This is a genomic window from Thalassospira sp. MCCC 1A01148 (assembly GCF_001613795.1).
In the GTDB taxonomy this organism is placed as follows: Bacteria; Pseudomonadota; Alphaproteobacteria; order Rhodospirillales; family Thalassospiraceae; genus Thalassospira.
Genome location: NZ_LPVZ01000020.1, coordinates 1355540 through 1379961 on the forward strand (window position 1 = coordinate 1355540; position 24422 = coordinate 1379961).

The 24422-nt window shown below is 55.2% G+C and carries 23 protein-coding genes; 22 read left to right on the plus strand and 1 reads right to left on the minus strand.

All coding sequences use genetic code 11. The features are described 5' to 3' along the window. Window positions 1-82: 82 nt before the first annotated feature. Window positions 83-331, minus strand: coding sequence for a sulfurtransferase TusA family protein (locus tag AUQ43_RS15735; RefSeq protein WP_062957130.1), 249 nt, complete (start codon window positions 329-331; stop codon window positions 83-85). A gap of 252 nt (window positions 332-583) precedes the next feature. Here AUQ43_RS15735 and AUQ43_RS15740 point away from each other — a divergent pair, with 252 nt between their 5' ends. From AUQ43_RS15740 to AUQ43_RS15850, 22 genes are all read left to right on the plus strand, one after another. Beyond that, a complete protein-coding gene (locus AUQ43_RS15740) occupies window positions 584-1006 on the plus strand; it encodes a Fur family transcriptional regulator (RefSeq protein ID WP_062957369.1) in 423 nt (140 codons plus the stop codon). 162 nt (window positions 1007-1168) lie between these two features. Further along, window positions 1169-1963, plus strand: coding sequence for a GNAT family N-acetyltransferase (locus AUQ43_RS15745; protein ID WP_062957370.1), 795 nt, complete (start codon window positions 1169-1171; stop codon window positions 1961-1963). Continuing rightward, window positions 1960-2865 carry a 1-acyl-sn-glycerol-3-phosphate acyltransferase gene (locus AUQ43_RS15750; RefSeq protein WP_062957131.1) on the plus strand — a complete coding sequence of 302 codons (906 nt, stop codon included), beginning with the start codon at window positions 1960-1962 and terminating at the stop codon, window positions 2863-2865. The genes AUQ43_RS15745 and AUQ43_RS15750 overlap by 4 nt, the downstream gene beginning before the upstream one ends. A gap of 169 nt (window positions 2866-3034) precedes the next feature. Then, window positions 3035-4426 carry a tRNA (N6-isopentenyl adenosine(37)-C2)-methylthiotransferase MiaB gene (gene miaB / locus AUQ43_RS15755; RefSeq protein WP_084272122.1) on the plus strand — a complete coding sequence of 464 codons (1392 nt, stop codon included), beginning with the start codon at window positions 3035-3037 and terminating at the stop codon, window positions 4424-4426. Beyond that, window positions 4423-5526, plus strand: coding sequence for a PhoH family protein (locus AUQ43_RS15760; RefSeq protein ID WP_084272123.1), 1104 nt, complete (start codon window positions 4423-4425; stop codon window positions 5524-5526). The genes miaB and AUQ43_RS15760 overlap by 4 nt, the downstream gene beginning before the upstream one ends. Then, a complete protein-coding gene (gene ybeY / locus AUQ43_RS15765) occupies window positions 5510-6100 on the plus strand; it encodes an rRNA maturation RNase YbeY (protein ID WP_062957132.1) in 591 nt (196 codons plus the stop codon). Before AUQ43_RS15760 ends, ybeY begins: the two co-directional genes overlap by 17 nt. A 91-nt stretch (window positions 6101-6191) precedes the next feature. Beyond that, the gene (locus tag AUQ43_RS15770) at window positions 6192-7136 is read left to right on the plus strand and encodes a hemolysin family protein (RefSeq protein WP_062957133.1); all 945 of its coding nucleotides are present in this window, start codon (window positions 6192-6194) and stop codon (window positions 7134-7136) included. After that, window positions 7129-8706: an apolipoprotein N-acyltransferase gene (gene lnt / locus AUQ43_RS15775; protein WP_062957134.1), complete on the plus strand. Its 1578-nt coding sequence runs from the start codon at window positions 7129-7131 to the stop codon at window positions 8704-8706. Before AUQ43_RS15770 ends, lnt begins: the two co-directional genes overlap by 8 nt. A 111-nt stretch (window positions 8707-8817) precedes the next feature. Then, window positions 8818-9288, plus strand: a complete 471-nt coding sequence (locus tag AUQ43_RS15780; protein ID WP_062957135.1) for a helix-turn-helix domain-containing protein — start codon at window positions 8818-8820, stop codon at window positions 9286-9288. A gap of 308 nt (window positions 9289-9596) precedes the next feature. Then, window positions 9597-10769 (plus strand): methionine adenosyltransferase, encoded by a 1173-nt coding sequence (gene metK, locus AUQ43_RS15785; protein ID WP_062957136.1) that lies wholly within the window; start codon window positions 9597-9599, stop codon window positions 10767-10769. A gap of 143 nt (window positions 10770-10912) precedes the next feature. Then, window positions 10913-11632 carry a tRNA (guanosine(46)-N(7))-methyltransferase TrmB gene (locus AUQ43_RS15790; protein ID WP_062957137.1) on the plus strand — a complete coding sequence of 240 codons (720 nt, stop codon included), beginning with the start codon at window positions 10913-10915 and terminating at the stop codon, window positions 11630-11632. A 508-nt stretch (window positions 11633-12140) separates the two neighbouring features. Next, window positions 12141-12680, plus strand: coding sequence for a ribosome maturation factor RimP (rimP, locus tag AUQ43_RS15800; RefSeq protein WP_232310699.1), 540 nt, complete (start codon window positions 12141-12143; stop codon window positions 12678-12680). Window positions 12681-12689: 9 nt separating this feature from the next. After that, complete coding sequence (gene nusA, locus AUQ43_RS15805) at window positions 12690-14246, plus strand: transcription termination factor NusA (protein ID WP_062957139.1); 1557 nt, start codon at window positions 12690-12692, stop codon at window positions 14244-14246. Window positions 14247-14264: 18 nt separating this feature from the next. Continuing rightward, window positions 14265-14855, plus strand: a complete 591-nt coding sequence (locus AUQ43_RS15810) for an RNA-binding protein (RefSeq protein WP_062957140.1) — start codon at window positions 14265-14267, stop codon at window positions 14853-14855. Window positions 14856-14948: 93 nt separating this feature from the next. Beyond that, window positions 14949-17618, plus strand: a complete 2670-nt coding sequence (infB, locus tag AUQ43_RS15815; protein WP_062957141.1) for a translation initiation factor IF-2 — start codon at window positions 14949-14951, stop codon at window positions 17616-17618. Between the two features lie 17 nt (window positions 17619-17635). After that, window positions 17636-18055 (plus strand): 30S ribosome-binding factor RbfA, encoded by a 420-nt coding sequence (gene rbfA, locus AUQ43_RS15820; protein WP_062957142.1) that lies wholly within the window; start codon window positions 17636-17638, stop codon window positions 18053-18055. Next, a complete protein-coding gene (truB, locus tag AUQ43_RS15825; RefSeq protein WP_062957143.1) occupies window positions 18055-18981 on the plus strand; it encodes a tRNA pseudouridine(55) synthase TruB in 927 nt (308 codons plus the stop codon). The genes rbfA and truB overlap by 1 nt, the downstream gene beginning before the upstream one ends. 17 nt (window positions 18982-18998) lie before the next feature. After that, on the plus strand, window positions 18999-19268 hold the full coding sequence (gene rpsO, locus AUQ43_RS15830) for a 30S ribosomal protein S15 (protein WP_062957144.1): 270 nt from the start codon (window positions 18999-19001) through the stop codon (window positions 19266-19268). A 210-nt stretch (window positions 19269-19478) separates the two neighbouring features. Further along, window positions 19479-21602 (plus strand): polyribonucleotide nucleotidyltransferase, encoded by a 2124-nt coding sequence (gene pnp / locus AUQ43_RS15835; RefSeq protein ID WP_062957145.1) that lies wholly within the window; start codon window positions 19479-19481, stop codon window positions 21600-21602. Between the two features lie 98 nt (window positions 21603-21700). After that, complete coding sequence (locus AUQ43_RS15840) at window positions 21701-23095, plus strand: nitronate monooxygenase family protein (RefSeq protein ID WP_062957374.1); 1395 nt, start codon at window positions 21701-21703, stop codon at window positions 23093-23095. 189 nt (window positions 23096-23284) lie between these two features. Next, window positions 23285-23725 (plus strand): iron response transcriptional regulator IrrA, encoded by a 441-nt coding sequence (gene irrA, locus AUQ43_RS15845; protein WP_062957146.1) that lies wholly within the window; start codon window positions 23285-23287, stop codon window positions 23723-23725. 218 nt (window positions 23726-23943) lie between these two features. Continuing rightward, window positions 23944-24378: a rubrerythrin family protein gene (locus AUQ43_RS15850; protein WP_062957375.1), complete on the plus strand. Its 435-nt coding sequence runs from the start codon at window positions 23944-23946 to the stop codon at window positions 24376-24378. Window positions 24379-24422 lie beyond the last annotated feature (44 nt).

Genomic DNA, 24422 nt, shown 5'->3' on the forward strand with positions numbered 1-24422 from the left:
TTTAATCGGCTATATCCACATAAATAGTGTGGTTTTGAGCGCCAACCTGTTGTAGTGTAAGCCTGCATTGGAACCGGCAGTTTCACGAGCCCTTGCGGATTGTAAGCCTGTAGGTTCCGGGTGTATCAGCGATTTCGACCAGTTCGATGACTTCGTCGCCCATCTCGGTTACCGAGCGCGGAACGTTTTTTAACGGTTCACCAGCGCCAAGTGTTACTTCAAGAACCTGACCCGGTGTCATGGTTTCAAGTTTGAGGCGGGTACGTACAAACGTCATCGGGCAGACGTCCGTGGTGATGTCTATTTTCTGGTCCGGGGTCGCGGTGGCCATGCGGTCTCCTGTCTTGATGCGTGACTTTGAAGTAGCGTCCTTCATCGCAGGTGGCAAGTGGGCACTGGAATGCCGATATGATTGTGATTGCGGGTGATTGAAACCGGCGATTTGCATGAAGCGGAATATATCGCGAATTCGACCTTGCGATATGTGGCGGATTTTTCAATATTTAGCCACAAGAGATCGACGCCTGAGATACGTCTCGGCTGGGGACAGGTGGAACCGGAAACGGAAACGAGAAACAAGACAATGCTTGCAGAATCAACTATCGAGCAGAAATGCATCGACGCGGGCCTGAAAATGACGGGCCAACGCCGGGTGATTGCCCGTGTGCTCTCTGAGTCCGAAGACCACCCGGACGTCGAACTGGTTTATCGTCGGGCGACCGATATTGATCCGAAGATTTCGATTGCGACCGTATATCGCACCGTCCGCCTGTTTGAAGAGGCCGACATCCTTGAAAAACACGATTTCGGTGATGGTCGCGCCCGTTACGAGGAACTGACCGAAGAACATCATGATCACCTGATCGACATGCGTTCGGGTGACGTGATCGAGTTTTCGAACGAAAAAATCGAAAAGCTTCAGGAAGAGATTGCCAACGAGCTGGGCTTCCGTCTGGTTGGTCATCGTCTTGAGCTTTATGGTGTTCCTTTGAAAGACGGCAAGTAAATCTGCCCTTCAACCGAACGCTGGACTTAAGGTTTTCAAGGCCACTTGCTGAAACAGGCAAGTGGCCTTCATATATCTGTTACCTGTTCTTCACAAAGCCTTCACTCGCTCTTCACCCAATTCTTGCGCAAAATCCGTGCAGTTGAACGAAAGGGTGTTGTCATGCGTGACGAAAAAAAGCTTCAGCGGCTTGAGGTGCGACTCGCCGAGAATCAGGATGAAATTCTCGCCAGCCAGAAGCTTCGCTACAAAGTGTTCTATGAAGAACGCGGCGCCATACCAAGCGACGAAATGGCCGCCGAAAAGCGCGATTTCGATCACTACGATCCGCTCTGCGACCATCTTCTTGTTCTTGACCATACTCGTGGTGCCGGTGCTGATGCGGTGGTCGGGACCTATCGTTTGCTGCGCCAGTCGGTTGCCAACGAACATGGCGGCTTTTACAGCGCGGACGAGTACCACATCGAAATCATGCTTAATGCGGTAAAGGAAACCGGCGAGATCATGGAACTGGGCCGTTCCTGTGTTGAGGCCGAATACCGCACCATGCCGACCTTGCAGCTTCTGTGGCAGGGGATCGCAGCATACGTTTTCAAATACGACATCAAACTGATGTTTGGCTGTGCGTCCTTTCACGGGACTGACCCGGATGCCTTCAAGGATGTTCTGACCTATCTGCATCACAATCACCTTGCACCTGAAGACATGCGCCCGCGTGCGATCGCTGATCGCTACGAGCCGATGATGCGCGCCGAGATCGATGGCATCGATCAGCGTCAGGCGTTGCGTGACTTACCACCGCTTATCAAAGGCTATCTGCGGCTGGGCGGTTTTGTTGGCGACGGGGCGGTGATTGATCATCAGTTCAACACCACGGACATCTTCATCGTGTTGCCGACCGAAAAGGTGACGGATCGCTATTACAAGCATTACGAACGCACCGCGAGGGTATCGTGAACTGCTATGTGTGTGCTGCCATCCGCCTGATGGCTTATGTGCTTCTGACACTGGTGTTGTTGCCGGTCCAGATGGTCGCAATTGCCGCGAGATTGAAACTGGCTGATGAATTGCCGCGTTTCTATCACGCCCTGTGTCTGCGCATTTTGCATATCGAGGTCCGGGTTTCGGGCGTTGATATGATGGATGGTCCGGGGGTCATTGTGGCCAACCACGCATCCTATCTTGATATCCCGGTGCTCGGTGCCTTGACCCGTGGCAGTTTCATTGCCAAGACCGAAGTTGCTGACTGGCCTGTCTTTGGGTTGCTTGCCAAACTTTCGCGCACCACCTTTATCGAACGCCGTGCGGTCCGGTCCCGCGAACAGAATGATCAACTGAGCCAGCGTTTGGGTGATGGCGACAAGCTGATCCTGTTTCCGGAGGGCACAAGCAACGATGGCAACCGTGTGTTGCCGTTCAAGTCGACTTTGTTTGCGTCGGCTGAACGGGTGATGCCCGATGGATCGCCGGTGCGCTTCCAGCCGATTTCGATTGCCGCCACCCGCCTTGACGGGGCGCCGATTGGCCGCGATTTGCGGGCATTTTATTCCTGGTACGGGGATATGGACTTGGCCCCGCATTTGTGGCAGTTTCTCGCGCTCGGCAAGGTGACGGTGGAGATTGTTGTCCATCCGCCCGTGACGCTGGCAGACGCAGCCGGATCACGCAAGGAGCTTGCCCGGATGTGTGAAGCCCGCGTTGCCCAGGGACATCAGGCAGCTTTGCGTGGCCTGCATCAGGGTGTGCCGGTTCAGTTGATTGACAGCGATCTGTCCGGTGAGCTTATTGGCAGTTCGCCGCTTGCGATCATTTCGGAAGATTTTCGACTGTTTGGCCCGGATCGACAGTTCGGCTCCTGATCGTTTTGCCGTATAATGCACCGGTTGATGTGAAATTCGGTTTCACCTGACCGGGTTTTCAGATAACGAGATGTCCGACGGGTTCCAATCACCGATTGTACGGAACCCAGGCGCGGTGTGAGCGATCACACCGCTTTTCGGCGTTTTGAAAAAGCGAAACGGATCTGGCGTGACGGAAGCGAAGAAACTTTTTGTAAAAACCTATGGCTGTCAGATGAATGTCTATGACAGTCAGCGCATGCAGGATGTTCTGGCGCCACTGGGTTACCAGTCGGTCGACAGCGCCGAGGGGGCCGATATGGTCATCCTTAATACCTGCCATATTCGCGAAAAGGCCGCCGAAAAGGTGTTTTCGGATCTGGGGCGCGTGCGCAAGCACAAGGAAGCCAAGGAAGCCAGTGGCGGCGACAAGATGATCGTTGCGGTGGCGGGTTGTGTTGCGCAGGCCGAAGGTGCCGAACTGATGAAGCGCGAACCCATGGTCGACATGGTGTTTGGCCCGCAGACCTATCATCGCCTGCCGGAAATGGTTGCGCGCGCCAATCGCGCAGTTGGCCGCAATCGTATCGTCGATACCGATTTCCCGGCCGAGGAAAAGTTTGATCATCTGCCAGAGCAGGTTTCAAAACAGGGCTATTCCGCATTTCTGGCCATTCAGGAAGGCTGCGACAAGTTCTGCACTTTCTGTGTGGTGCCCTATACCCGCGGCGCGGAATATTCCCGCCCCGGTGCGGATGTTATTCGCGAAGCCAAGCAACTTGTCGCACAGGGCACGCGTGAGCTGACCCTTTTGGGGCAGAATGTGAATGCCTATCACGGCGAAGCCCCCAATGGCGGGGAATGGACACTTGGCCGGTTGTTGCGCGAGCTGGCTGAAATCGACGGGCTGGATCGCATTCGTTACACCACCTCGCATCCGCGCGATGTCGATGAGGACCTGATTTCCGCCCATCGCGATATCAAGAAACTGATGCCGTTCCTGCATTTGCCGGTACAGGCCGGGGGTGACCGTGTTTTGCAGGCGATGAACCGCAAGCATACCAATGCGGATTACCGTGACATTGCCAAACGCCTGAAGGATGCCTGCCCGGACCTTGCGTTGTCATCGGACTTTATCGTCGGATTCCCCGGTGAATCGGACAAGGATTTCGAAGACACCATGGAAATCGTGCGCGACATCACGTTCATTCAGGCCTTTAGCTTTAAATACAGTCCGCGCCCGGGTACCCCCGCATCGGCAATGGAATTGCAGGTGCCTGAAAAGGTCAAAACCGAACGGATCATGCGTTTGCAGGCACTGCTGGCCGAACAGCAATTGACCTTCAACCAGAACAGTGTCGGTAAGGAAATGGATGTTTTGCTGGAACGTCACGGCAAGTATGAAGGCCAGCTGGTGGGCAAAAGCCCCTATATGCAGCCAGTCCATGTCAGCGGGTTGCCGGAATCGGCACTTGGACAGATCGTGCGCTTGAAAATCACCGAGGCGCTGCCTAATTCCCTTGGCGGCGAACTGGTCGACGCCACCCAAAGCGACCAGAAATCTGAAAGGAACGTTGCGTGAGCGGCACCCCCACGAAAAGCAAGACCAACACCAAGACCAAACATGCCCCCAAGGATTCCGATCAGATCGAGTTTCAGGACAATGCGCTTGCGCAGGTTTTGTACGGCCCGCAGGCCGAGAACCTGACGCGCCTGTCCGAGCGTACCGGGGTTCAGGTTTCAAGCCGTGGGCTGGTTGTGATGCTGGCCGGTGATCCGGCCAAGGTCGCACAGGTCAAAAAGGTGCTTTCCCAGCTTTATGCGCGTCTGCGTGATAAGGAAATAGATAATATCGATGTCGAAACGGTTGATGGTGCTGTGCGCCTGTCCGAACCGGACGACGCCGATCCGTGGAGCGGCCAGACCAAGGACATGTTTGGCGGTTCGCGCCTGACCATCCAGACCAAGAAGCGCCGTATCTCGCCGCGTTCCAAACGCCAGAAAGACTATGTCGAGGCGATCCTTGATAACGAACTGATCTTTGGCATTGGCCCGGCCGGTACCGGCAAGACCTATCTTGCAGTTGCCATGGCCGTACAGGCCTTCATTCTGGGGCAGGTGGATCGCATCATCCTGTCGCGCCCCGCGGTCGAGGCCGGCGAGCGCCTTGGGTTCCTGCCGGGCGATCTGAAAGACAAGGTCGATCCGTATCTGCGCCCGCTGTATGACGCGTTGCATGACACGCTTCCGGGGGATGTCGTGATAAAACGCATGGAAAGCGGCGAAATCGAAGTTGCCCCGCTGGCCTTTATGCGTGGTCGGACGCTTTCGCATGCCTTTGTCATTCTTGATGAAGCCCAAAACACCACGCCCATGCAGATGAAAATGTTCCTGACCCGTCTGGGTGAAGGGTCGCGCATGGTGGTGACGGGGGACATGACCCAGATTGATTTGCCCGATGGCACCAAATCCGGGTTGCGTGATGCACTTGAAACCATTGGTGATGTCAAAGGCGTTGCCACGGTCAAGTTTGATCAGCGCGACGTTGTGCGCCATCACCTTGTGACCAAGATCGTGCAGGCCTATGACGCGGCCGATGCCCTGCGTGACCGCCTGAAAAAAGGCTATCGCGGCGAAAAGGATGGCATTGGCAAGGGTGCGGACGATGACAGCACCGCTTGATCTTGAGCTTGAAGTCGAGGCGGGTGATTGGCAACGCGATGAAATCGCCGCGATCGAGGCTGCTGTGATTGCCGCCCTTGATGGTGCGCTTGGCGATGGTGCCCTTTGGGATGATAACGCGGTTCCGACGGATGGTACGCAAGACGAAGGTGACGGTGCGTCGCTTTTGTCTGTTGCGCCAGTGATCGAACTTGGGGTGCGGCTTTCTGATGATGCATCGGTTCGGATGCTGAACCGGGATTACCGGGAAAAAGACAAGCCGACCAATGTGTTGTCCTTTGCCGCCCTTGAAAGTGCCGAGGATGCCGAGGCCTTTATGATGGCGCCTGATATGCCCCTGATGCTGGGCGATATCGTGATTGCGCGCGAAACCTGTGCCCGTGAAGCCATCGACCAGCAAAAGACCTTGAAAAATCATCTGGTTCATCTTGCGGTTCATGGCACGCTACATCTTGTCGGCTACGATCATATGGTTGATGATGAAGCCGAAGAGATGGAAGAACTTGAACGTCAAATTCTTGCCGGTCTCGGGATTGATGATCCCTATGCGCCGATTGAAGATGAACCCAACTAGACCCTGATCCACTAACCGGTTTGTTTGAACAAAAGGATGTCGAAACCGACCCATGAACGACTCTAGTCAACACGACGACGACCACGAGAGTATGCGCCCTCGCACTGGCGAGGATACAATTCAGGACGCCGAAAATGGCTCCTTATGGGACAATGTGGCCTCTGCATTGGGGCTGAAGCGTGGCAAGTCACGCAATGGCGAAGCATCGCTTTCTGATACGCTCGAAGAACTTGCCGAGCGGACTGAGGAAGACGACGAGCCGGTCTCGCTGCACGAACGTTCCCTTTTTGAAAACATTATTGCCCTGCGTGACATGACGGCAGAAGACGTCATGATCCCGCGCGCCGATATTGTGGCTGTTCCAAAAAATATCGAATTGCAGGAACTGGTCGAGGTGATGGTCAAGAAGGCCCATTCACGTTTGCCGGTTTATGGCGATACGCTTGATGACATTGCCGGCATGGTGCACATCAAGGACGTGCTGGGCTGTGTTGCGGCTGGTCGTGAATTCAGCCTGCAATCATTGCTGCGCCGCGTGCTGTTCGTGTCGCCCGCCATTCGGGTGCTTGATCTGCTGTCGGAAATGCGGTTGTCGCGTACGCATATGGCGCTGGTGGTTGATGAGTTCGGCGGCATTGACGGCCTGATCACGATCGAGGATCTGGTTGAGGAAATTGTCGGTGAAATCGATGACGAACATGACATAGACCAGACACCGAAACTGATCCGTCTTTCGGACGGTTGCTATATTGCCGATGCCCGCTTTGAGGTCGAGGACCTTGAAGAAAAGCTGTCCTTTGGCTTGCTGGACGAGGACGAGGATGAAGACATCGACACGCTTGGCGGTCTTGTCTTTTCGCTTGCCGGGCGTGTTCCGGCCCGCGGCGAGTTGATCGAACATCCCAGCGGCATTCAGTTTGAAGTCCTTGATGCCGATCCACGGCGCATCCGTCGCCTGCGGATCCATATGGTACGCCGCGATGAGGACCAAACCCCTGCCGTGGCGGCAGAAACGCAGGAAAAAACGGATGATTGAAGCCATGGCGCGCCGACTTGCCGGTCTTTCAGGCTGGCGCAGGCGGTTTGTCTGGTTGTTGTCCGGGGCAGTGGCAGTTTTGGCTCTGCCCCCCTTCTTTGTGATTCCGGTTCTGCCCGTGTGCTTCGCGGTTCTGCTCTGGAGCCTTGAAGGTGTTCGCTGCAACAAGGGCGCCCTTTCTGCCGGATGGTGGTTTGGCACCGGCCATTTTGCGGCAGGCTTTTACTGGGTCAGTCATGCCTTTCTGGTGCAGCCCGAAATCTATGGCTGGATGATCCCGTTTGCCCTGCTTGGGCTTGGTGGCGGACTTGCAATTTTCCCCATGTTGGCGGTCTGGGCAAGCTGGCGTCTGGGCAATGGTCTTGTGCGGCGTGCGATATTGCTCGCGGTGTTTTGGGCCATTGTAGAGTATTTACGCGGTCATTTGCTGACCGGTTTCCCCTGGAACCTTTTGGGGCATGTTTGGGCGATTGATGCCGCACCGATGCAATTTGCCTCGGTCGTCGGGATCTATGGTCTGTCCTTTGTTACCGCACTATTTGCAACCTTGCCTGCAGCTTTTGTTGCCGGGAAACGCGGTAAGTTGGCGGCAATTGGCGGTGTGATGATTGCGGTCGCACTGTGGGGTGGCGGCGCGGTACGCCTGATGATGGCGGGTCCTGACACATCGGATGTTGTAATATCCGACCTGCCGGCAGATGTGCCCATCTTGCAGATTGTGCAGCCCAATATCCCTCAGCGTGACAAATGGCGTCCTGAACTGCAAAACCAGCATTTTTCCTTGCTGCTGGAAATGTCACGTCGCCCCGAAGACCTGCGGCCCGATCAAAAGCGCATTGTTATCTGGCCTGAAACAGCTGCGACCTTTTTTGTCGAAACCCAGACGCAGGCGCGCATGGAAATGGCAGAAGTGCTTGGGCCCGATGATATCCTGATCACCGGGGCGCCGCGGACCTATCCGCGCGACACCGATGCGTACAAAGTTTGGAACGCCATTCAGGTCATTGATGCCAGCGGGTCTATTGTTGCCAGCTTTGACAAGTTTCATCTGGTGCCGTTCGGGGAATATGTGCCGTTCCGTTCTATTTTGCCCTTCCCGAAGTTGACGGAAGGACGGACTGATTTTTCGTCCGGACCGGGCCCCCAAACGCTTTCGGTTAGCGGAATCCCGAGCTTTTCACCGCTGATTTGTTACGAAGTGATCTTCCCCGGTGCGGTTATTGATGACGCCAAGCAGCCCGACTGGTTGTTAAATGTGACCAATGACGGGTGGTTTGGCCGCAGCGCAGGCCCATATCAACATATGGCGGCAGCCCGATTCAGGACTGTTGAGGAAGGGCGTCCGTTAGTCAGGGCGGCCTATACGGGAGTATCGGTAGTGTTCGATTCCTACGGGCGCAAGGTTGCAAACCTGTCCTTAGGGGAGAGGGCTACCCTTTTGCACCCCCTTTTGAGTGATAAAAACCATACAACAGTATATTATTTGTGGCGTGACTTTCTATTTTACGGTATTGTGACCTTCTTCGCCGTTCTCGCTATGGGATATAAACGCCGATTAAAATCCCTCTAGACGGCTGACAAAATTGCCGAACCGTCCGGAAATTGTCCCACAAAAACACGGATGGGTAGGTCGGAGTGAGAGAAGGAACTACCTTAAATGTCGCCTAGGGAAGAAAGTACGATGGTAAAGAACACACGTGGACGTGGTCGTGGCCGGACCGCAAGCGGCGCCCCGAATCCTGTGGATATTCACGTTGGCGCACGTGTTCGCCTGCGCAGAACACTCCTTGGTATGAGTCAGGAAAAGCTGGGTGAGGCGATTGGCCTGACATTCCAGCAAGTGCAGAAATATGAACGGGGAGCCAACCGTGTTGGTGCGTCGCGTTTGTACGATCTGTCACGCGTTCTTGACGTGCCTGTATCATTCTTCTTCGACGATATGCCTGACGAGATTTCCTCGAAATCGGTGCATGAACGTCGCGAAATGTCTGAAAGCCCGGATCCGTTCGACAACGATCCGATGAACCGTCGTGAAACGCTTGAACTGGTGCGTGCCTACTACCGGATTACCGATCCGAACCAGCGCAAGAAAATTTTTGAGCTCGTTAAATCAATGGGCGCATTGCAGAGCACTGATTCCGATCAAAAATAATCGGTTTGACCGATAGATATTTGTCGAAAGGCGTGGTTCGCAAATTGTGAATCACGCCTTTGTCTGTTCGGTATAGTTGCCCTTGGTCAGGCGTTTGTCGGATTACCGTTTTGCGGCAATGATGCTTGACCTTCACATAGCGATAAGGCACAACCGACAGGACAGTTCGACCCAGAACTGATCAATGTGGACGGATTTGGACCGCTTGCCACCACACAAAAAAAGGCTAAGTGGGCGCTATCGATACAGCCCTGTATCGGGAGCCCTCCGGTCCAGTTTTGGAAACCCATTACCGGAGAAGGTCTTATATGTCTCTTTCCGATTATCTATTTACCAGTGAATCCGTCTCGGAAGGTCATCCGGACAAAGTGTGTGACCGCATTTCCGATTCCATCGTTGATGCCTTTCTTTCTGCGGATGAAGATTCGCGCGTTGCCGTTGAAACGCTTGCAACCACCAACCGTGTGGTTCTGGCCGGTGAAGTTCGTGGCCCTGAAAGCGTGACCACCGAGGTCATGATCGAAAAGGCCCGTCAGGCAATCCGTGACATTGGCTACGAGCAGGAAGGCTTCCACTGGAAGACGGCCCAGATCGACTGCCATGTGCATGAACAGTCTGTTGATATTGCTCAGGGCGTTGATTCTGCTGGTGAAAAAGACCTTGGCGCTGGTGACCAGGGGATCATGTTTGGTTACGCATGTAACGAAACCGATGAACTGATGCCGGCACCGATCCAGTTTTCGCATCGTATCCTGCGTGCCATGGCAGCTGACCGTCACTCGGGCAAAGCCCCGCAGTTCGGCCCGGATGCCAAAAGCCAGGTAACCCTGCGCTATGCTGGTGGCAAGCCGGTTGCAGCGACCTCTGTGGTTGTTTCGACCCAGCATGCCGAAGGCCTGACTCAGGACGCTGTTCGCGAACTGGTTCTGCCCTATGTCGAAGCGGCCCTTCCGGAAGGTTGGATGCCGCCTGCTGATGAAATCTATATCAACCCGACGGGTCGTTTTGTGATTGGTGGTCCTGACGGTGATGCCGGCCTTACCGGCCGTAAGATCATCGTTGATACCTATGGTGGCGCTGCACCGCATGGCGGTGGTGCGTTCTCGGGCAAGGACCCGACCAAGGTTGACCGTTCGGCGGCTTATGCTGCGCGTTATCTTGCGAAAAACGTGGTTGCAGCAGGTCTTGCAGAAAAATGCACCATTCAGCTGGCCTATGCGATTGGCGTGTCCAAGCCGCTGGCACTTTATGTCAACAACCACGACACCGGTAATGTTGATGAGCTGAAGCTGGGTGGCGTTCTGCGTCAGCTGATGGATCTCAGCCCGCGTGGTATCCGCGAACATCTGTCGCTGTGCCGCCCGATCTACACGCCGTCTTCTGCATATGGTCACTTTGGCCGTCAGCCGACCGACGATGGTGGCTTCTCCTGGGAGCGCACCGATCTGGTTGGTGAACTGAAATCGGCATTCGGTGCCTGATTGGCAGAAAGCGCGTTGAAAAGTGCGATTTGCCAAAATCGCATGACGTGATAAGAGGCGGGCGGCCCGAGTTTTCCGGGCCGCCCGTTTTGATTTTCTGACGACCCGAACCTTCATTCCGACCCTGATTAACAGAAACGACCATGCGCAACAAAGACCGTCCGATCCCGACCGCTGATCGTCCAAACTTCTATGGCCGTCGCGGCAGCCGTCCGCTCAAGGATTCTCGCAAGGCCCTTGTGGATGCGATGTTGCCTGAAATTGGCATCACCTATCCGGATGAAGCCGGGGTCGACCCGAACAGCTATTTTGCTGCAAAGCCCAAACAGCTCTGGCTGGAAATCGGTTTTGGCGGTGGAGAGCATCTGGCCGGCCAGGCCGAAGCAAACCCGGATGTCGGAATTATCGGTGCAGAACCGTTTATGGACGGGGTTGGCAGCCTGCTGCGCCATCTTGATGAGCGAAAACTATCCAATGTACGCGTCGTTGCCGATGATTCGCGCCCGCTGCTTTATAAGCTGGTGGATGCATGTTTTGATCGGGCCTTTTTGCTGTTTCCCGATCCGTGGCCCAAGAAACGCCATGCCGAGCGTCGCTTTATCGGTCCGAAAAATCTGGCGTTGCTCGCACGTCTTCTGAAAGACGGTGCTGAGTTCCGGGTTGCCAGCGATGACATGCAGTATATTTCCTGGACCTTGCAGCATATGCATAACCATCCGGATTTCGAATGGCTGGCAGAGAGCCCCGATGACTGGCGCACGCCGCCGTCCGACTGGGTGCGGACCCGTTATGAGCAAAAGGCACTGCGTCAGGGCAAAAAGTGCAACTATCTGCGATTCCGTCGCAAGCCGCGCCAATCCTGAGTCGTGCTTGGTCAGGCGGGTGGCGACCCTGTGTTGGGAGTCGCTGCGTCTGATGCATGGTGCCATGGTGCTTGCGTGTCTGGATGGATCACGGTGGATCAGGGCAGGGCTGCGTTTGCAGCATGTCGCCGGGCACAGACTTTATTCTTTGATGAAAAATGGCCAGATCGGCGTTCTGTCGGGTCTGGCAGATAACTGTGCCGAAAACAGTCTCCTGTGGCAGGGTTCCGGACACTGCAAAAGGCAGGCACTGCAAGCGTTTGCGGGGGTGGCCGCGTTTAAGGCCGTTTGATTGAATATCGTTGCTGTATCTGGTCGCAGATCGGCGAGGTTGCCCGGTTTGCCGATATGCCCGGAAATCCTTGGGTTGAATGGCGTTGTGTGCCGGTATCCTGACTTGATTTCTGCGCAAACCGGCTGTATAAAGCCGCCAAGCTTTTTGTAAATTCTGACAAAGAGTGGGCCCCGCGCCCGCTCTTTTGTGCTTTTTGGGGTATGGCATCGCTTTATGGCTGAGCTGATTGGACAACAGTTAAAAGACCCGTTGATGGCGAAAATCGTAGAGATTATCGAGCCGTCAATCAACGCGCTGGGCTTTGAGCTGGTTCGGGTTTCGATGACCGGGCAGGACCACAATATCCTGCAGATCATGGCAGATCGACCGGACGCCACAGGCAGCATCAATGTCGAAGATTGCGCCGAGATCAGCCGTACAGTTTCCGCCCTGATGGATGTCGAGGATCCGATTTCGGGTGCCTATCACCTTGAAGTCAGTTCCCCGGGTATCGACCGCCCGCTGACCCGCGCCGCACATTTTGATGTGTGGAAGGGATTTGAGGCAAAGGTCGAACTGGTGATGGCCGTGAATGGTCGTCGCCGTTTCAGCGGTGTGCTGGATGGGATTGAAGATAATGCGGTCGCTCTGATTGTGGATGGCGAACGTGTCTTGTTGCCGTTGGCCGATATCGCAAAAGCGAAATTGGTGCTGACAGATGAATTGATCGCGCACGTCACCGGTAATCGCCGGACTGACGAAAACGCAGAATAGAGGTTGGATATGGAAGCAACTTCGGGAATGCCGCGGCCGGAACTTTTGCAGGTCGCAGATGCCGTTGCCCGTGAAAAGGGCATTGATCGTGACGAGGTTCTCGGTGCGATGGAACAGGCCATTCAAAAGGCCGGTCGTTCCAGATATGGCCATGAGCATGACATTCGTGCCCATATTGACCGTAAAACCGGCGAAATCAAACTCGCCCGTTACATCGAGGTCACTGATGAAATCGAAAACGATTTCACCCAGATGTCGCTTGAGCAGGCACGCATCCGTGACGAGAACATCAATCTTGGTGAATTCCTGGTTGATCCGCTTCCGCCGATCGATTTTGGCCGTATCGCTGCCCAGACCGCAAAACAGGTCATCGTGCAGAAAGTGCGCGACGCAGAGCGCGAACGCCAGTTCGAGGAATACAAGGACCGTGCAGACGAAGTCATCAACGGCGTCGTCAAGCGTGTCGAATTTGGCAATGTTCTTGTCGATATCGGTCGCGCCGAAGCCATTCTGCGCCGTGAAGAACTGATCCCGCGCGAAACCGTGCGTCAGGGTGACCGGGTACGTGCCCTGATTCTTGATGTTCGTCGTGAACAGCGTGGTCCGCAGATCTTCCTGTCGCGTACCCACCCGACCTTCATGGCAAAACTGTTTGCCCAGGAAGTTCCGGAAATCTACGACGGCATCATCGAGATCAAGTCGGTTGCCCGTGATCCGGGTTCGCGCGCGAAAATCTCGGTTCTGTCCTCGGACAACTCGATTGACCCGGTCGGTGCCTGTGTCGGTATGCGCGGTTCGCGCGTACAGGCCGTTGTTGCCGAACTTCAGGGTGAAAAAATCGACATCATCCAGTGGTCCGAAGACCCGGCGACCTTTGTTGTGAACGCTTTGGCCCCGGCCGAAGTCACCAAGGTTGTTATTGATGAAGAAACCAACCGTATCGAAGTTGTCGTTCCGGACGATCAGCTCAGCCTCGCCATCGGCCGTCGCGGTCAGAACGTGCGCCTGGCATCCCAGCTGACCGGTTGGGATATCGACATTCTCACCGAGGAAGACGAAAGCGAACGTCGTCAGGAAGAAGCACGCAAGCGTGCGGAAATGTTCATCAAGGCCCTTGATGTTGACGAAGTGATCGCCCATCTCCTCGTTGCCGAAGGTTTCACCTCGATCGAGGAAGTCGGTTATGTGCCGTTGGCAGAGCTGGCCGAGATCGAAGGGTTCGAAGAAGAAATCGCTGAAGAGTTGCGCAACCGCGCACGCACCTTCCTTTCCGAAGAGGCAGAGCGTCTTCAGAAGCGTCGTGAAGAGCTCAAGGTTGCCGATGATCTGGTAGAATTCCCGGGTCTGTCGCTTGCTGTTGTTGTTCGCCTTGGCGAAAACGATGTCAAAAACCTTGAAGACTTTGCTGATCTCGCCAGTGACGAGCTGATCGAATATGTCGGGGATGCTGATACCATGACCATGGATCAGGCCAACGACATGATCATGGAAGCCCGCCGCAAGCTTGGCTGGTTCGACGGTCTTGAAGAAGAGACCGAAGAAACTGCCGAAGGCGAAGAGGCGTAAGCCTGATCGGAGGATGCCATGTCGCATCGTAAAGGCGGCAAGGTAGCCGAGGTTCCGGAACGCCGGTGCATTGTCACCGGCGAAGTCCGGAACAAAGAAGATCTTCTCAGGGTTGTAATCGGGCCGGATGGTTCGGTGGTGCCAGACCTTGAGGAACGGCTACCGGGACGGGGATTATGGTTGTGCCCGTCGCGGGATGTGATAAATACCGCCTGTGCAAAGAACGCCTTTGCCCGGGCGGCCCGGCAAAAAGTCGTGGTCGACACCGCACTTGCAGACCGGATCGAAGAATTGCTGACGCGCAAATGTATCGATCTGTTGTCGCTGGCGCGACGTGCCGGACAGGCTGTTGCAGGATTTGAAAAGGCCCGTGCCCAGATTGCCGAGGGCGCAGCCTTGATATTGGCGGCACGCGATGGTGCCGCAGACGGAAAATCCAAGATCGAGGCCAAGGCCCGGGATCTGCCGATTTATTCCGTTCTGGATGCTGCTGAAATCGGCGCGGCTTTTGGTCGCGAAAAAGCAGTACATGTGGCCGTTGCGCCAGGAGGCCTTGCCACGCGGTTGGGTCGTTCATGCAAGCGGCTTGAAGGATTTCGCGCTGTCTGAGATCAGACTCTGTGACCAGATAAGCGCCAGACGGACAGGACAGGATCGGCAGATGTGCCCGATCCCGCAGGAAATGAGGAAGTTGGACGGATTATGAGTGATCGCGAACAGGAGAAGAAACCGCTGAGCCTCAACAGATCGAAGCTTGAATTGAGCAAGACGATCGAGGCTGGGCAGGTTCGTCAGAACTTCTCGCATGGACGGTCAAAATCTGTGACCGTCGAAGTGCGTAAGAAGCGTACATTCGAAAAAAACGAATCCGGTCGCTTCCGTGAAGTGAAGAAGGATCTTGTTGAAGAGCAGGCACCGGCGGCAGAAAAGCCGGCACCGGAAGCCAAGAAGGAACCGGTAGAAGAGCCGAAATCGCGTCAGACCGTTGATGATCACGGCAATCTGACCGATAGCGAGCGCGCTGCCCGTATGGCTGCTTTGAAGGCTGCTGAAGAGCGCCGCAAGCAAGAAGAAGCGGATGCGGAAATTCGTGCGCGCGAAGAAGCTGCGCGCAAGGCCGAGGAAGAAGCGCGCAAGGCAGAAGAAGCCAAGGCAGCTGCTGAGGCCAAGCAGGAAGAAGAAAAGCCGGCTGCTTCTGAAAACGACTCCCCGTCTGTGGAAGAAGTCGAAAAGCAACTTGCCGCTTCGACCGCGAAAGGCAAGACCTCCAAGCCGAAACCGGCTGGCAAGCCGAAGGCTGAGGAAAACGTCATGCAGGGTGAGCCGGCAGAACCGCTGGTGCCTGAAGAACGTCGCCGTGCGGCCCCGGCAGATGCCAAGTCCAAAAGCCGCAAGGAAATTGACGAGGAAAATGCCCGTCAGGCTGCACGCAAGCGTGCCGAAGAAGAAGCCGGTCGCGCCGCGCGCGGCAAGGGTGACGATGGCCGCCGTCGTGGCAAGCTTTCGATCAATAATGCAATGAGCGGTGACGAAGGTGGTCGCCGTCGTTCCATGGCATCGATCAAGCGCCAGCAGGCCAAAGCAAAAGCGCGTGCCCAAGGCCCGCAGAAACCAAAGGAAAAAGTCGTGCGTGATGTGGTTATCCCGGACGTTATTACCGTTCAGGAACTGGCCAACCGTATGGCTGAACGTGCGGCAGACGTTATCAAGACCCTGATGAGCATGGGGGTCATGGCGACCATCAACCAGAGCCTTGATCCTGATACCGCGCAGCTGGTTGTCGAGGAATTCGGCCATAACATGCGCCGTGTTTCCGATGCTGACGTTGAAGAGGCACTGGTTGCTGCCGATGACAACGAAGAACAACTGATCGGCCGTCCGCCGGTCGTGACCGTGATGGGTCACGTTGACCATGGTAAAACCTCTTTGCTTGATGCCCTGCGCGCAACAGACGTTGCCGGTGGCGAGGCTGGCGGTATTACCCAGCATATCGGTGCCTATCAGGTCACCATGGCAACCGGTTCGAAGATCACCTTCATCGATACTCCGGGCCACGCAGCGTTTACCGAAATGCGTTCGCGCGGTGCGAAGGTTACCGATATCGTGGTTCTGGTGGTTGCTGCCGATGACTCGGTCATGCCGCAAACCATCGAGGCGATCAGCCACGCCAAGGCAGCTGACGTTCCGATGATTGTCGCTATCAACAAGATCGACAAGCCGGGCGCAAATCCGAGCAAGGTGAAAACCGAACTTCTTCAGCATGAAGTTGTGGTCGAGGAAATGGGCGGTGATGTTCAGGCGGTTGAAGTATCCGCCAAACAGCGCACCGGCCTGACCGAACTGGAAGAAGCCATTCTGCTGCAGTCCGAGGTGCTTGACCTTAAAGCCAACCCGGAACGTGTTGCCGATGGTGTTGTCGTTGAAGCCCGTATGGAAAAAGGCCGCGGTCCGGTCGCGACCGTTCTGGTGCAGCGCGGTACGCTGCGCACCGGTGATATCTTTGTCACGGGTCCGGAATGGGGTCGCGTCCGTGCGTTGATCGACGATCACGGCAACCGTGTCGCAGAAGCCATTCCGGGTATGCCAGTCGAGGTAACCGGTCTGAACGGTGTGCCGTCTGCCGGTGACGACTTTGTGGTTGTTGAAAACGAAGCCAAGGCGCGTGAAGTTTCCGACTTCCGTCAGCGCCGCATTCGTGAGACCCAGGCCGCTGCGATGAAGAAATCCGCGCTTGAGAACATGTTCTCGCAGAGCGGTGATGTCAAAGAACTCCCGATCGTCATCAAGGGTGACGTGCAGGGTTCTGTCGAAGCCCTTATCGGCACCTTGCAGAAACTCGGGAACGAGGAAGTCTCGGTCCGTGTCCTGCATAGCGGTGTGGGTGGTATTAACGAATCCGACGTGACGCTGGCGCGTGCATCCAATGCCCTGATCATTGGCTTTAACGTGCGTGCAAACCAGCAGGCCCGTGAACAGTCACGCCGCGACAACGTTGATATTCGTTACTACTCGATCATTTACGATGTTGCTGATGACATCAAAAAGATGCTGTCGGGCATGCTGTCTCCGGAAGTTCGCGAGAAGTTCCTGGGATATGCAGAAATCCGCGACATCTTCACCATCTCTGGCAACAAGATTGCCGGTTGTATGGTCACCGAGGGTATCGTCAAACGTGGCGCAGGCGTTCGCCTGCTGCGCGACAACGTCGTTATTCATTCCGGCGAACTTTCGACGCTTCGTCGCTTCAAGGACGAAGTCAAGGAAGTCCGTGAGGGCTATGAATGCGGTATGTCGTTTGCCAAATACAACGATATTCAGGCTGGCGATGTCATCGAGTGCTTCGAGAACGAGGAAATTGCCGTCGAACTGTAAGACGGCGAGGAACTGACATGGCGAAGCAACCAGCCAAAGCACCAAGTCAGCGACAGCTCCGTGTGGCGGAAGAAATCCGTCAGGCGCTGTCGCAGGCATTGGAGCGCGGAGACATTTACGACCCGGAACTGACCCGGCGCCCGGTAACCATCACGGGTGTCAATCTGTCACCGGATATGCGCAATGCAATGGTATCCTTTACCCCGCTTGGCGGCGGAGAAGCAGAAACGTCGATGAAAGCGTTGATGCGTCAGAAGGGACATCTGCGCAGTCATGTGGCCAACACGGTTCATATGAAATATGTGCCTGCATTGCGATTTGTCGAAGACAAGAGTTTTGATGTCGCTGACCATATAGGCGCCCTCCTTCGCGACCCGCACGTCGCGCAGGATCTTGTGGATGACCGGTCGGGTGACCCGGAAGATGAGGACGACTGATGGCGCGTCGCCGTCGCGGTAAGAGCATTAATGGCTGGCTGGCGGTCGACAAGCCCCTGGAGATCACATCATCAACTGTGGTCAATCAGGTGCGTCGTCTGCTGGATGCCAACAAGGCCGGACATGGCGGGACACTTGACCCGCTGGCGTCTGGCGTTCTGCCGATTGCCTTTGGCGAAGCAACCAAAACGGTTGCCTATGTCATGGACGGCAGCAAGAGTTATCGGGTAACGCTGAAATTCGGCGAAGCGCGCAGCACGGATGATGCCGAAGGCGAGGTTATCGAGACCTCTGATCATCGTCCGAGCGAAGACGAAATCAAGGCCGTGCTGGGTGAGTTCATCGGTGAAATCCAGCAGGTGCCGCCAAAGTTTTCGGCGATCAAGGTGAATGGCAAACGTGCCTATGACCTTGCACGCCGCGATGAAGATGTGGTTTTGCAGCCACGTCCGATTCTGATCAAGGATCTTCGACTGGTCGACATGCCAGATCGCGATCATGCCGTGCTCGACGTTGTGTCGGGTAAAGGTGCGTATATGCGATCTTTGGCGCGCGATATCGCGCTGCGCCTTGGCACTGTTGGCTATATCGCCGCGCTTCGCCGGACATCGGCGGGGCCGTTTTCGGAAGGGAACGCCATTCCCCTGCAGGATCTGCTGGATATGGACCCGGACGAGGTGATGAAGAAACTGCTTCCGGTTGAGACCGCGCTGGACGACATCCCGGCGCTGGCCCTGACCGAAGTCGAGGCGCAACGCCTTTCCTCTGGCCAGCCTGTCGGGCTGTTGCCGGTGGCAAAGCGCAATGCCCTTGAAAACCCCGTCGTGCAGGACGAAATCGTCTGTGCCATGCTCAATGACCGCGCGATTGCGTTGGCTGAGATCAATGGTGGCGAAATTCGGCCTGTGCGTGTTTTTAATCTCTAAAGGCGAAAGGATGCCTGATGTCGATTACTGCTGAACGCAAAGCTGAGCTGATCAAGGAATACGCTCAGAAAGACGGTGACACCGGTTCCCCCGAAGTCCAGGTTGCTATCCTGACTGAACGGATCAAGAACCTCACCGAGCACATGAAAGAACATAACCACGACTTCCACAGCCGTCGTGGTCTTCTCATGATGGTTGGTCAGCGTCGCCGCCTGCTGAAGTACCTGCAGCGCAAAGACCAGTCGCGTTACGAGAGCGTTATTGAACGCCTCGGTATTCGCCGCTGATATCGAACTCCGGCGGAGGGTGACCTCCGCCGTCGTTTTTTTTATTGTTCCGGTGGATCGGAACACGAGAAGCAGGGTCGGATGGGCCGACCCGATGCTTGCGCCGGACCCATTACTCATGATGCTGTCATGCAAGCCTCATGAGTAATGTGTTCGGAACTCGTGTATACTTTCGGGTCCGCCAGAGGTTTGTAAGAGGAAGAGAAAATAATGTTTAATGTCGTCCGTAAGGAAATGCAGTGGGGCAATGCCAAACTGGTTCTTGAAACCGGTAAAATTGCCCGTCAGGCGGATGGTGCCGTCAAGGTTACCTACGGTGAAACCGTTGTCCTGTGTACTGCTGTTGGCGCAAAACAGCCGCGCCCGGATGTCGACTTTTTCCCGCTGACGGTTAACTACCAGGAAAAAGCATTTGCCGCTGGCAAAATCCCGGGTGGTTTCTTCAAGCGTGAAGGCCGCCCGTCTGAAAAAGAAACCCTTGTTTCGCGTCTGATCGACCGTCCGATCCGTCCGCTGTTCCACCCGCAGTATCGTAACGACACCCAGATCGTTTGTACCGTTCTGTCGCATGACATGGAAAACGACCCGGACGTGGTTGCGATGATCGGTACGTCGGCTGCGCTGACCATTTCCGGTCTGCCGTTCCTCGGCCCGATCGGTGCAGCCCGCGTTGGTTACAAGGATGGTGAATACCTGCTGAACCCGTCGACCGAAGCGGTCAAGGAAAGCGATCTTGATCTTGTTGTTGCGGGTACCCGTGATGGCGTGATGATGGTTGAATCCGAAGCATCCGAACTGTCCGAAGACATCATGCTGGGTGCTGTCAAATTCGGTCACGAACAGTTCCAGGGCGTTCTCGACCTGATCATCGAACTGGCCGAAGAAGCTGCCAAAGAGCCGCGTGAAGTTGCCGGTCTTCCGGATGGCTATGACGCGCTGGTCGAAAAAGTTGCTGCACTGGGCACCGAAAGCCTGACCGCAGCTTACGCAAACGTTGTCAAGCAGGAGCGTTCGGCTGCTGTTGCTGCAGCGAAAGCCGAGATCGTTGAAAAACTTGGTGATGAAGTTCCGGACGAACTCAAAGGCAAGGTTTCCTCGATCATCAAGGATCTGGAAAAAGACATCGTTCGCGGTGCGATCCTGAAAACCGGCAAGCGTATCGATGGCCGTACAGGTGCTGACGTTCGCCCGATCCTTGGCGAAGTTTCGGTTCTGCCGCGTTCGCACGGTTCGTCGATCTTTACCCGTGGTGAAACCCAGGCACTGGCTGTTGTTACCCTTGGTACCGGTCAGGACGAGCAGATCGTTGACGCCCTTGACGGTGAATACCGTGAAGGCTTCATGCTGCATTACAACTTCCCGCCCTACTCGGTTGGCGAAGCAGGCCGCATGGGTTCGCCGGGCCGTCGTGAAATCGGTCACGGTAAACTGGCATGGCGTGCCCTGCATCCGCTGATGCCGAGCAAGGAAGCCTTCCCGTACACGACCCGTATCGTTTCGGAAGTCACCGAATCAAACGGTTCGTCCTCGATGGCCACCGTTTGCGCAAGTTCGCTTGCGATGATGGATGCCGGTGTTCCGCTGGCACGTCCGGTTGCTGGTATCGCCATGGGCCTGATCAAGGAAGCTGAGGACTTTGCCGTCCTGTCCGACATCATGGGTGACGAAGATCACCTTGGCGACATGGACTTCAAGGTTGCCGGTACCGAGAACGGTATCACCTCGCTGCAGATGGACATCAAGATCACCTCGGTGACCGCGGAAATCATGCAGATTGCTCTGAAACAGGCACGTGATGGCCGCCTGCACATCCTGGGCGAAATGTCCAAGGCGCTGCCGGAAGCACGCGGTGAAGTTTCGGGCAATGCACCGACCATTACCCAGTTCTCGATCCCGAAAGACAAAATTCGTGACGTCATCGGTTCGGGCGGCAAGGTCATTCGCGAAATCTGCGAAGAGACCGGTGCAAAGGTCGACATCGAAGACGATGGTTCGATCACCGTCGCACATACAGACGGTGCAAAAGGCAAGCAAGCTGTCGATTGGATCAAATCGATCGTTGCGGAACCTGAATTGAATCATATCTATGATGGTAAGGTCGTTAAGGCTGTCGATTTCGGCGCATTCGTAAACTTCTTCGGTGCGCGCGACGGTCTTGTTCACATTTCCGAACTGGCACCCGAGCGTGTCAAACAGGTTTCGGACATCGTGAAAGAAGGCGATCAGGTTAAAGTCAAAGTCATCGGTTTCGATGATCGCGGTAAAATCAAGCTGTCGATGAAACGTGTTGACCAGGAAACCGGTGCTGACCTGGATGCAGGCGACGCCGAATAAGCTATTGAGATGCCGGACGGCGATAAAAACGCGACGTCGTCCGGCACTCTGCACGATACCTTGGTGTCGTGGGCAAATGCCGAATGGGAGAGACGAATTTGAAAGCCCTTAAACCGCTCGTCATGTCGGGTAAAGAAGTCTTGCCAGTTATCGAAGGTGGCAAAGGCGTTGCTGTATCGACGGGTAAAAGTTCCGGCGCATGGGCTGCTGCCGGTGGTATCGGGACTTTTTCCGCTGTGAATGCCGATTCTTATGACGAGAATGGCAATCTGGTCCCGATCGAATATGCAGGAAAAACCCGTAGTGACCGTCATCAGGAACTGATTGCTTACGGTATTCGTGGCGGGATCGCACAAGCACAAATTGCACATGAAATGCGCAATGGCGAAGGCCGTTTGCATATGAATGTGTTGTGGGAAATGGGCGGTGCTGAACCCATTCTCCACGGTGTTCTTGAAGGTGCCAAAGGTCTGATCCATGGCGTGACCTGTGGCGCAGGTATGCCTTACAAGATTGCGCAGATTTCTGCGCAGTATGGCGTACATTATTATCCGATCGTGTCTTCGGCGCGCGCGTTTCGTGCGCTGTGGCTGCGGTCCTATAAAAAAATTCCGGAATGGCTGGGCGGCGTGGTCTATGAAGATCCGTGGCGTGCCGGCGGCCATAACGGTTTGTCGAATTCCGAAGATCCGCTGGTGCCCGAAGATCCGTTCCCGCGAGTCGCGGCCCTGCGTGAATTCATGAATTCCGTTGGCTTGAATGATGTTCCGATCATCATGGCCGGTGGAGTCTGGTTCCTGCGCGATTTCGAAGACTGGATCGACAATCCGGAAGTTGCCCCGGTGGCCTTCCAGTTTGGTACGCGTCCGCTTCTGACGCAGGAAAGCGAGATTTCCGATGAATGGAAATCCCGTCTGACCAGCCTTCAGAACGGCGATGTTTCGTTGCACAAATTCAGCCCGACGGGCTTCTATAGCTCGGCTGTGCGCAACGAATTCCTTGAAGATCTTCATCAGCGCTCTGACCGTCAGGTACGCTATTCGCGTACTGCCGAGGCAGACCTTCATGTTGGTATTCCGCTTGGCCGTCGTGGACGCCCGATCTATGTGCGTGAAGACGATGCCGACAAGGTCAAGGCATGGCTTGAGGCCGGTTATACCGAAGGTATGCCGACCCCGGATGACACCATGGTATTTGTCACCCCGGAAAGCGCGCTGACGATCAAAAAAGACCAGATTGATTGTATGGGCTGTCTGTCACAGTGCCAGTTCTCCAACTGGGAACAGCACGAAGGCACCACAGGCAAGCGTGCCGATCCGCGGTCCTTCTGCATTCAGAAGACGCTTCAGAGCATCGCACATGGTGCCGATGTCGAACATGAACTGATGTTTGCCGGTCACAATGCCTATAAGTTTGGCGAAGATCCGTTCTATGCCAACGGCAATATTCCGACTGTGAAGGAACTGGTCGACCGCATCATGACGGGCGACTGATTCGGATCTCAGATCAAATAAAAAGGCCGGTTTTTACCGGCCTTTTTTGTTTGTATTTTGCAATATTACGTCCCGCGATTGTAGTTGATCAAAATCAAAGAATAACGCGTTCGGGTTCTCTAGGCTTGTTCCAAGCATTCATTAGGGCCATCACGATTCTGGCCTGGTCACGAACAAAGGGGCAAAGCTATGGGACATACCTCGCGTCCATACACCAATGCGCTTAATCGGCTCAAAGATGCCAGTCTGCGTCCAACACGTCAGCGTCTGGCATTGGCACGTCTGCTGTTTGATGACGGTCATCGTCACGTCACGGCAGAGCAACTGCATTCCGAAGCCATGAGCAACAACATCAAAGTGTCACTGGCGACTGTGTACAACACCCTGCACCAGTTCACCGATGCGCAGCTTCTCAATGAAATCGTGATTGATTCGGGTCGTTCCTACTTCGATACCAACACCGAACCGCATTACCATTTCTATTGCGAAGAAGACGGAATGCTGTCTGACATCCCGGCAGGTGACGTCAAGATCGCAAACATCCCGAACATGCCAAGCGGCACGGAACTGGCATCGGTTGACCTGGTCTTCCGACTGCGACGCAATCGGGCGGAACAGGACGCGGCGTAATCATTCTTGCCGTCGTTTTGCGCGAACTTGCGCAGGTGACAGGCATGTGAAATCTGGCTGCGCCAATGGGCTATTGCCCCTGCCCCGCTTGACGATGACAGATTTTACGACAAATAAATGGCGGCAGAACCACCCGGTTCTGCCGCCTTATTTTTTACGACATTTGCCCATACACAAATGGCTGTATGAGGTCGATCAATAACAAGGAAACGGCGCACATGCCGATCAAGGGAACACGTACCGAGGCAAACCTGCGCAAGGCCTTTGCCGCCGAGGCGCAAACCAACCGTCGCTATCTTTACTTTGCCCAGCAGGCCGATATCGAAGGGCAGTCCGAAGCCGCCGAATTGTTTCGCACCGCCGCCGAAGCAGAAACCGGGCATGCATTTGGCCATTTGGAGTTTCTGGAATCTGCAGGTGATCCGCTGACAGGTCGGGAACTGGGTACGACGCGGCGTAACCTTGAAGCGGCACTTTCCCACGAGCAGCAAGAAGCCGAAGCGGATTATCCGGAAATGGCGCGCATTGCCCGCGAAGAGGGCCTTGAAGATGTCGCTGCGTGGTTTGAAAGTCTTGCGCGGGTCGAGAGTGCGCATGCAGAGCGGATCGAATATCTTCTTACCCGGATGGGAAGCAAAACGGACGGTGCATAAAGCTGCCTGATCGCCAAAATGTGATTTGTGATCAGTGTCGAAAC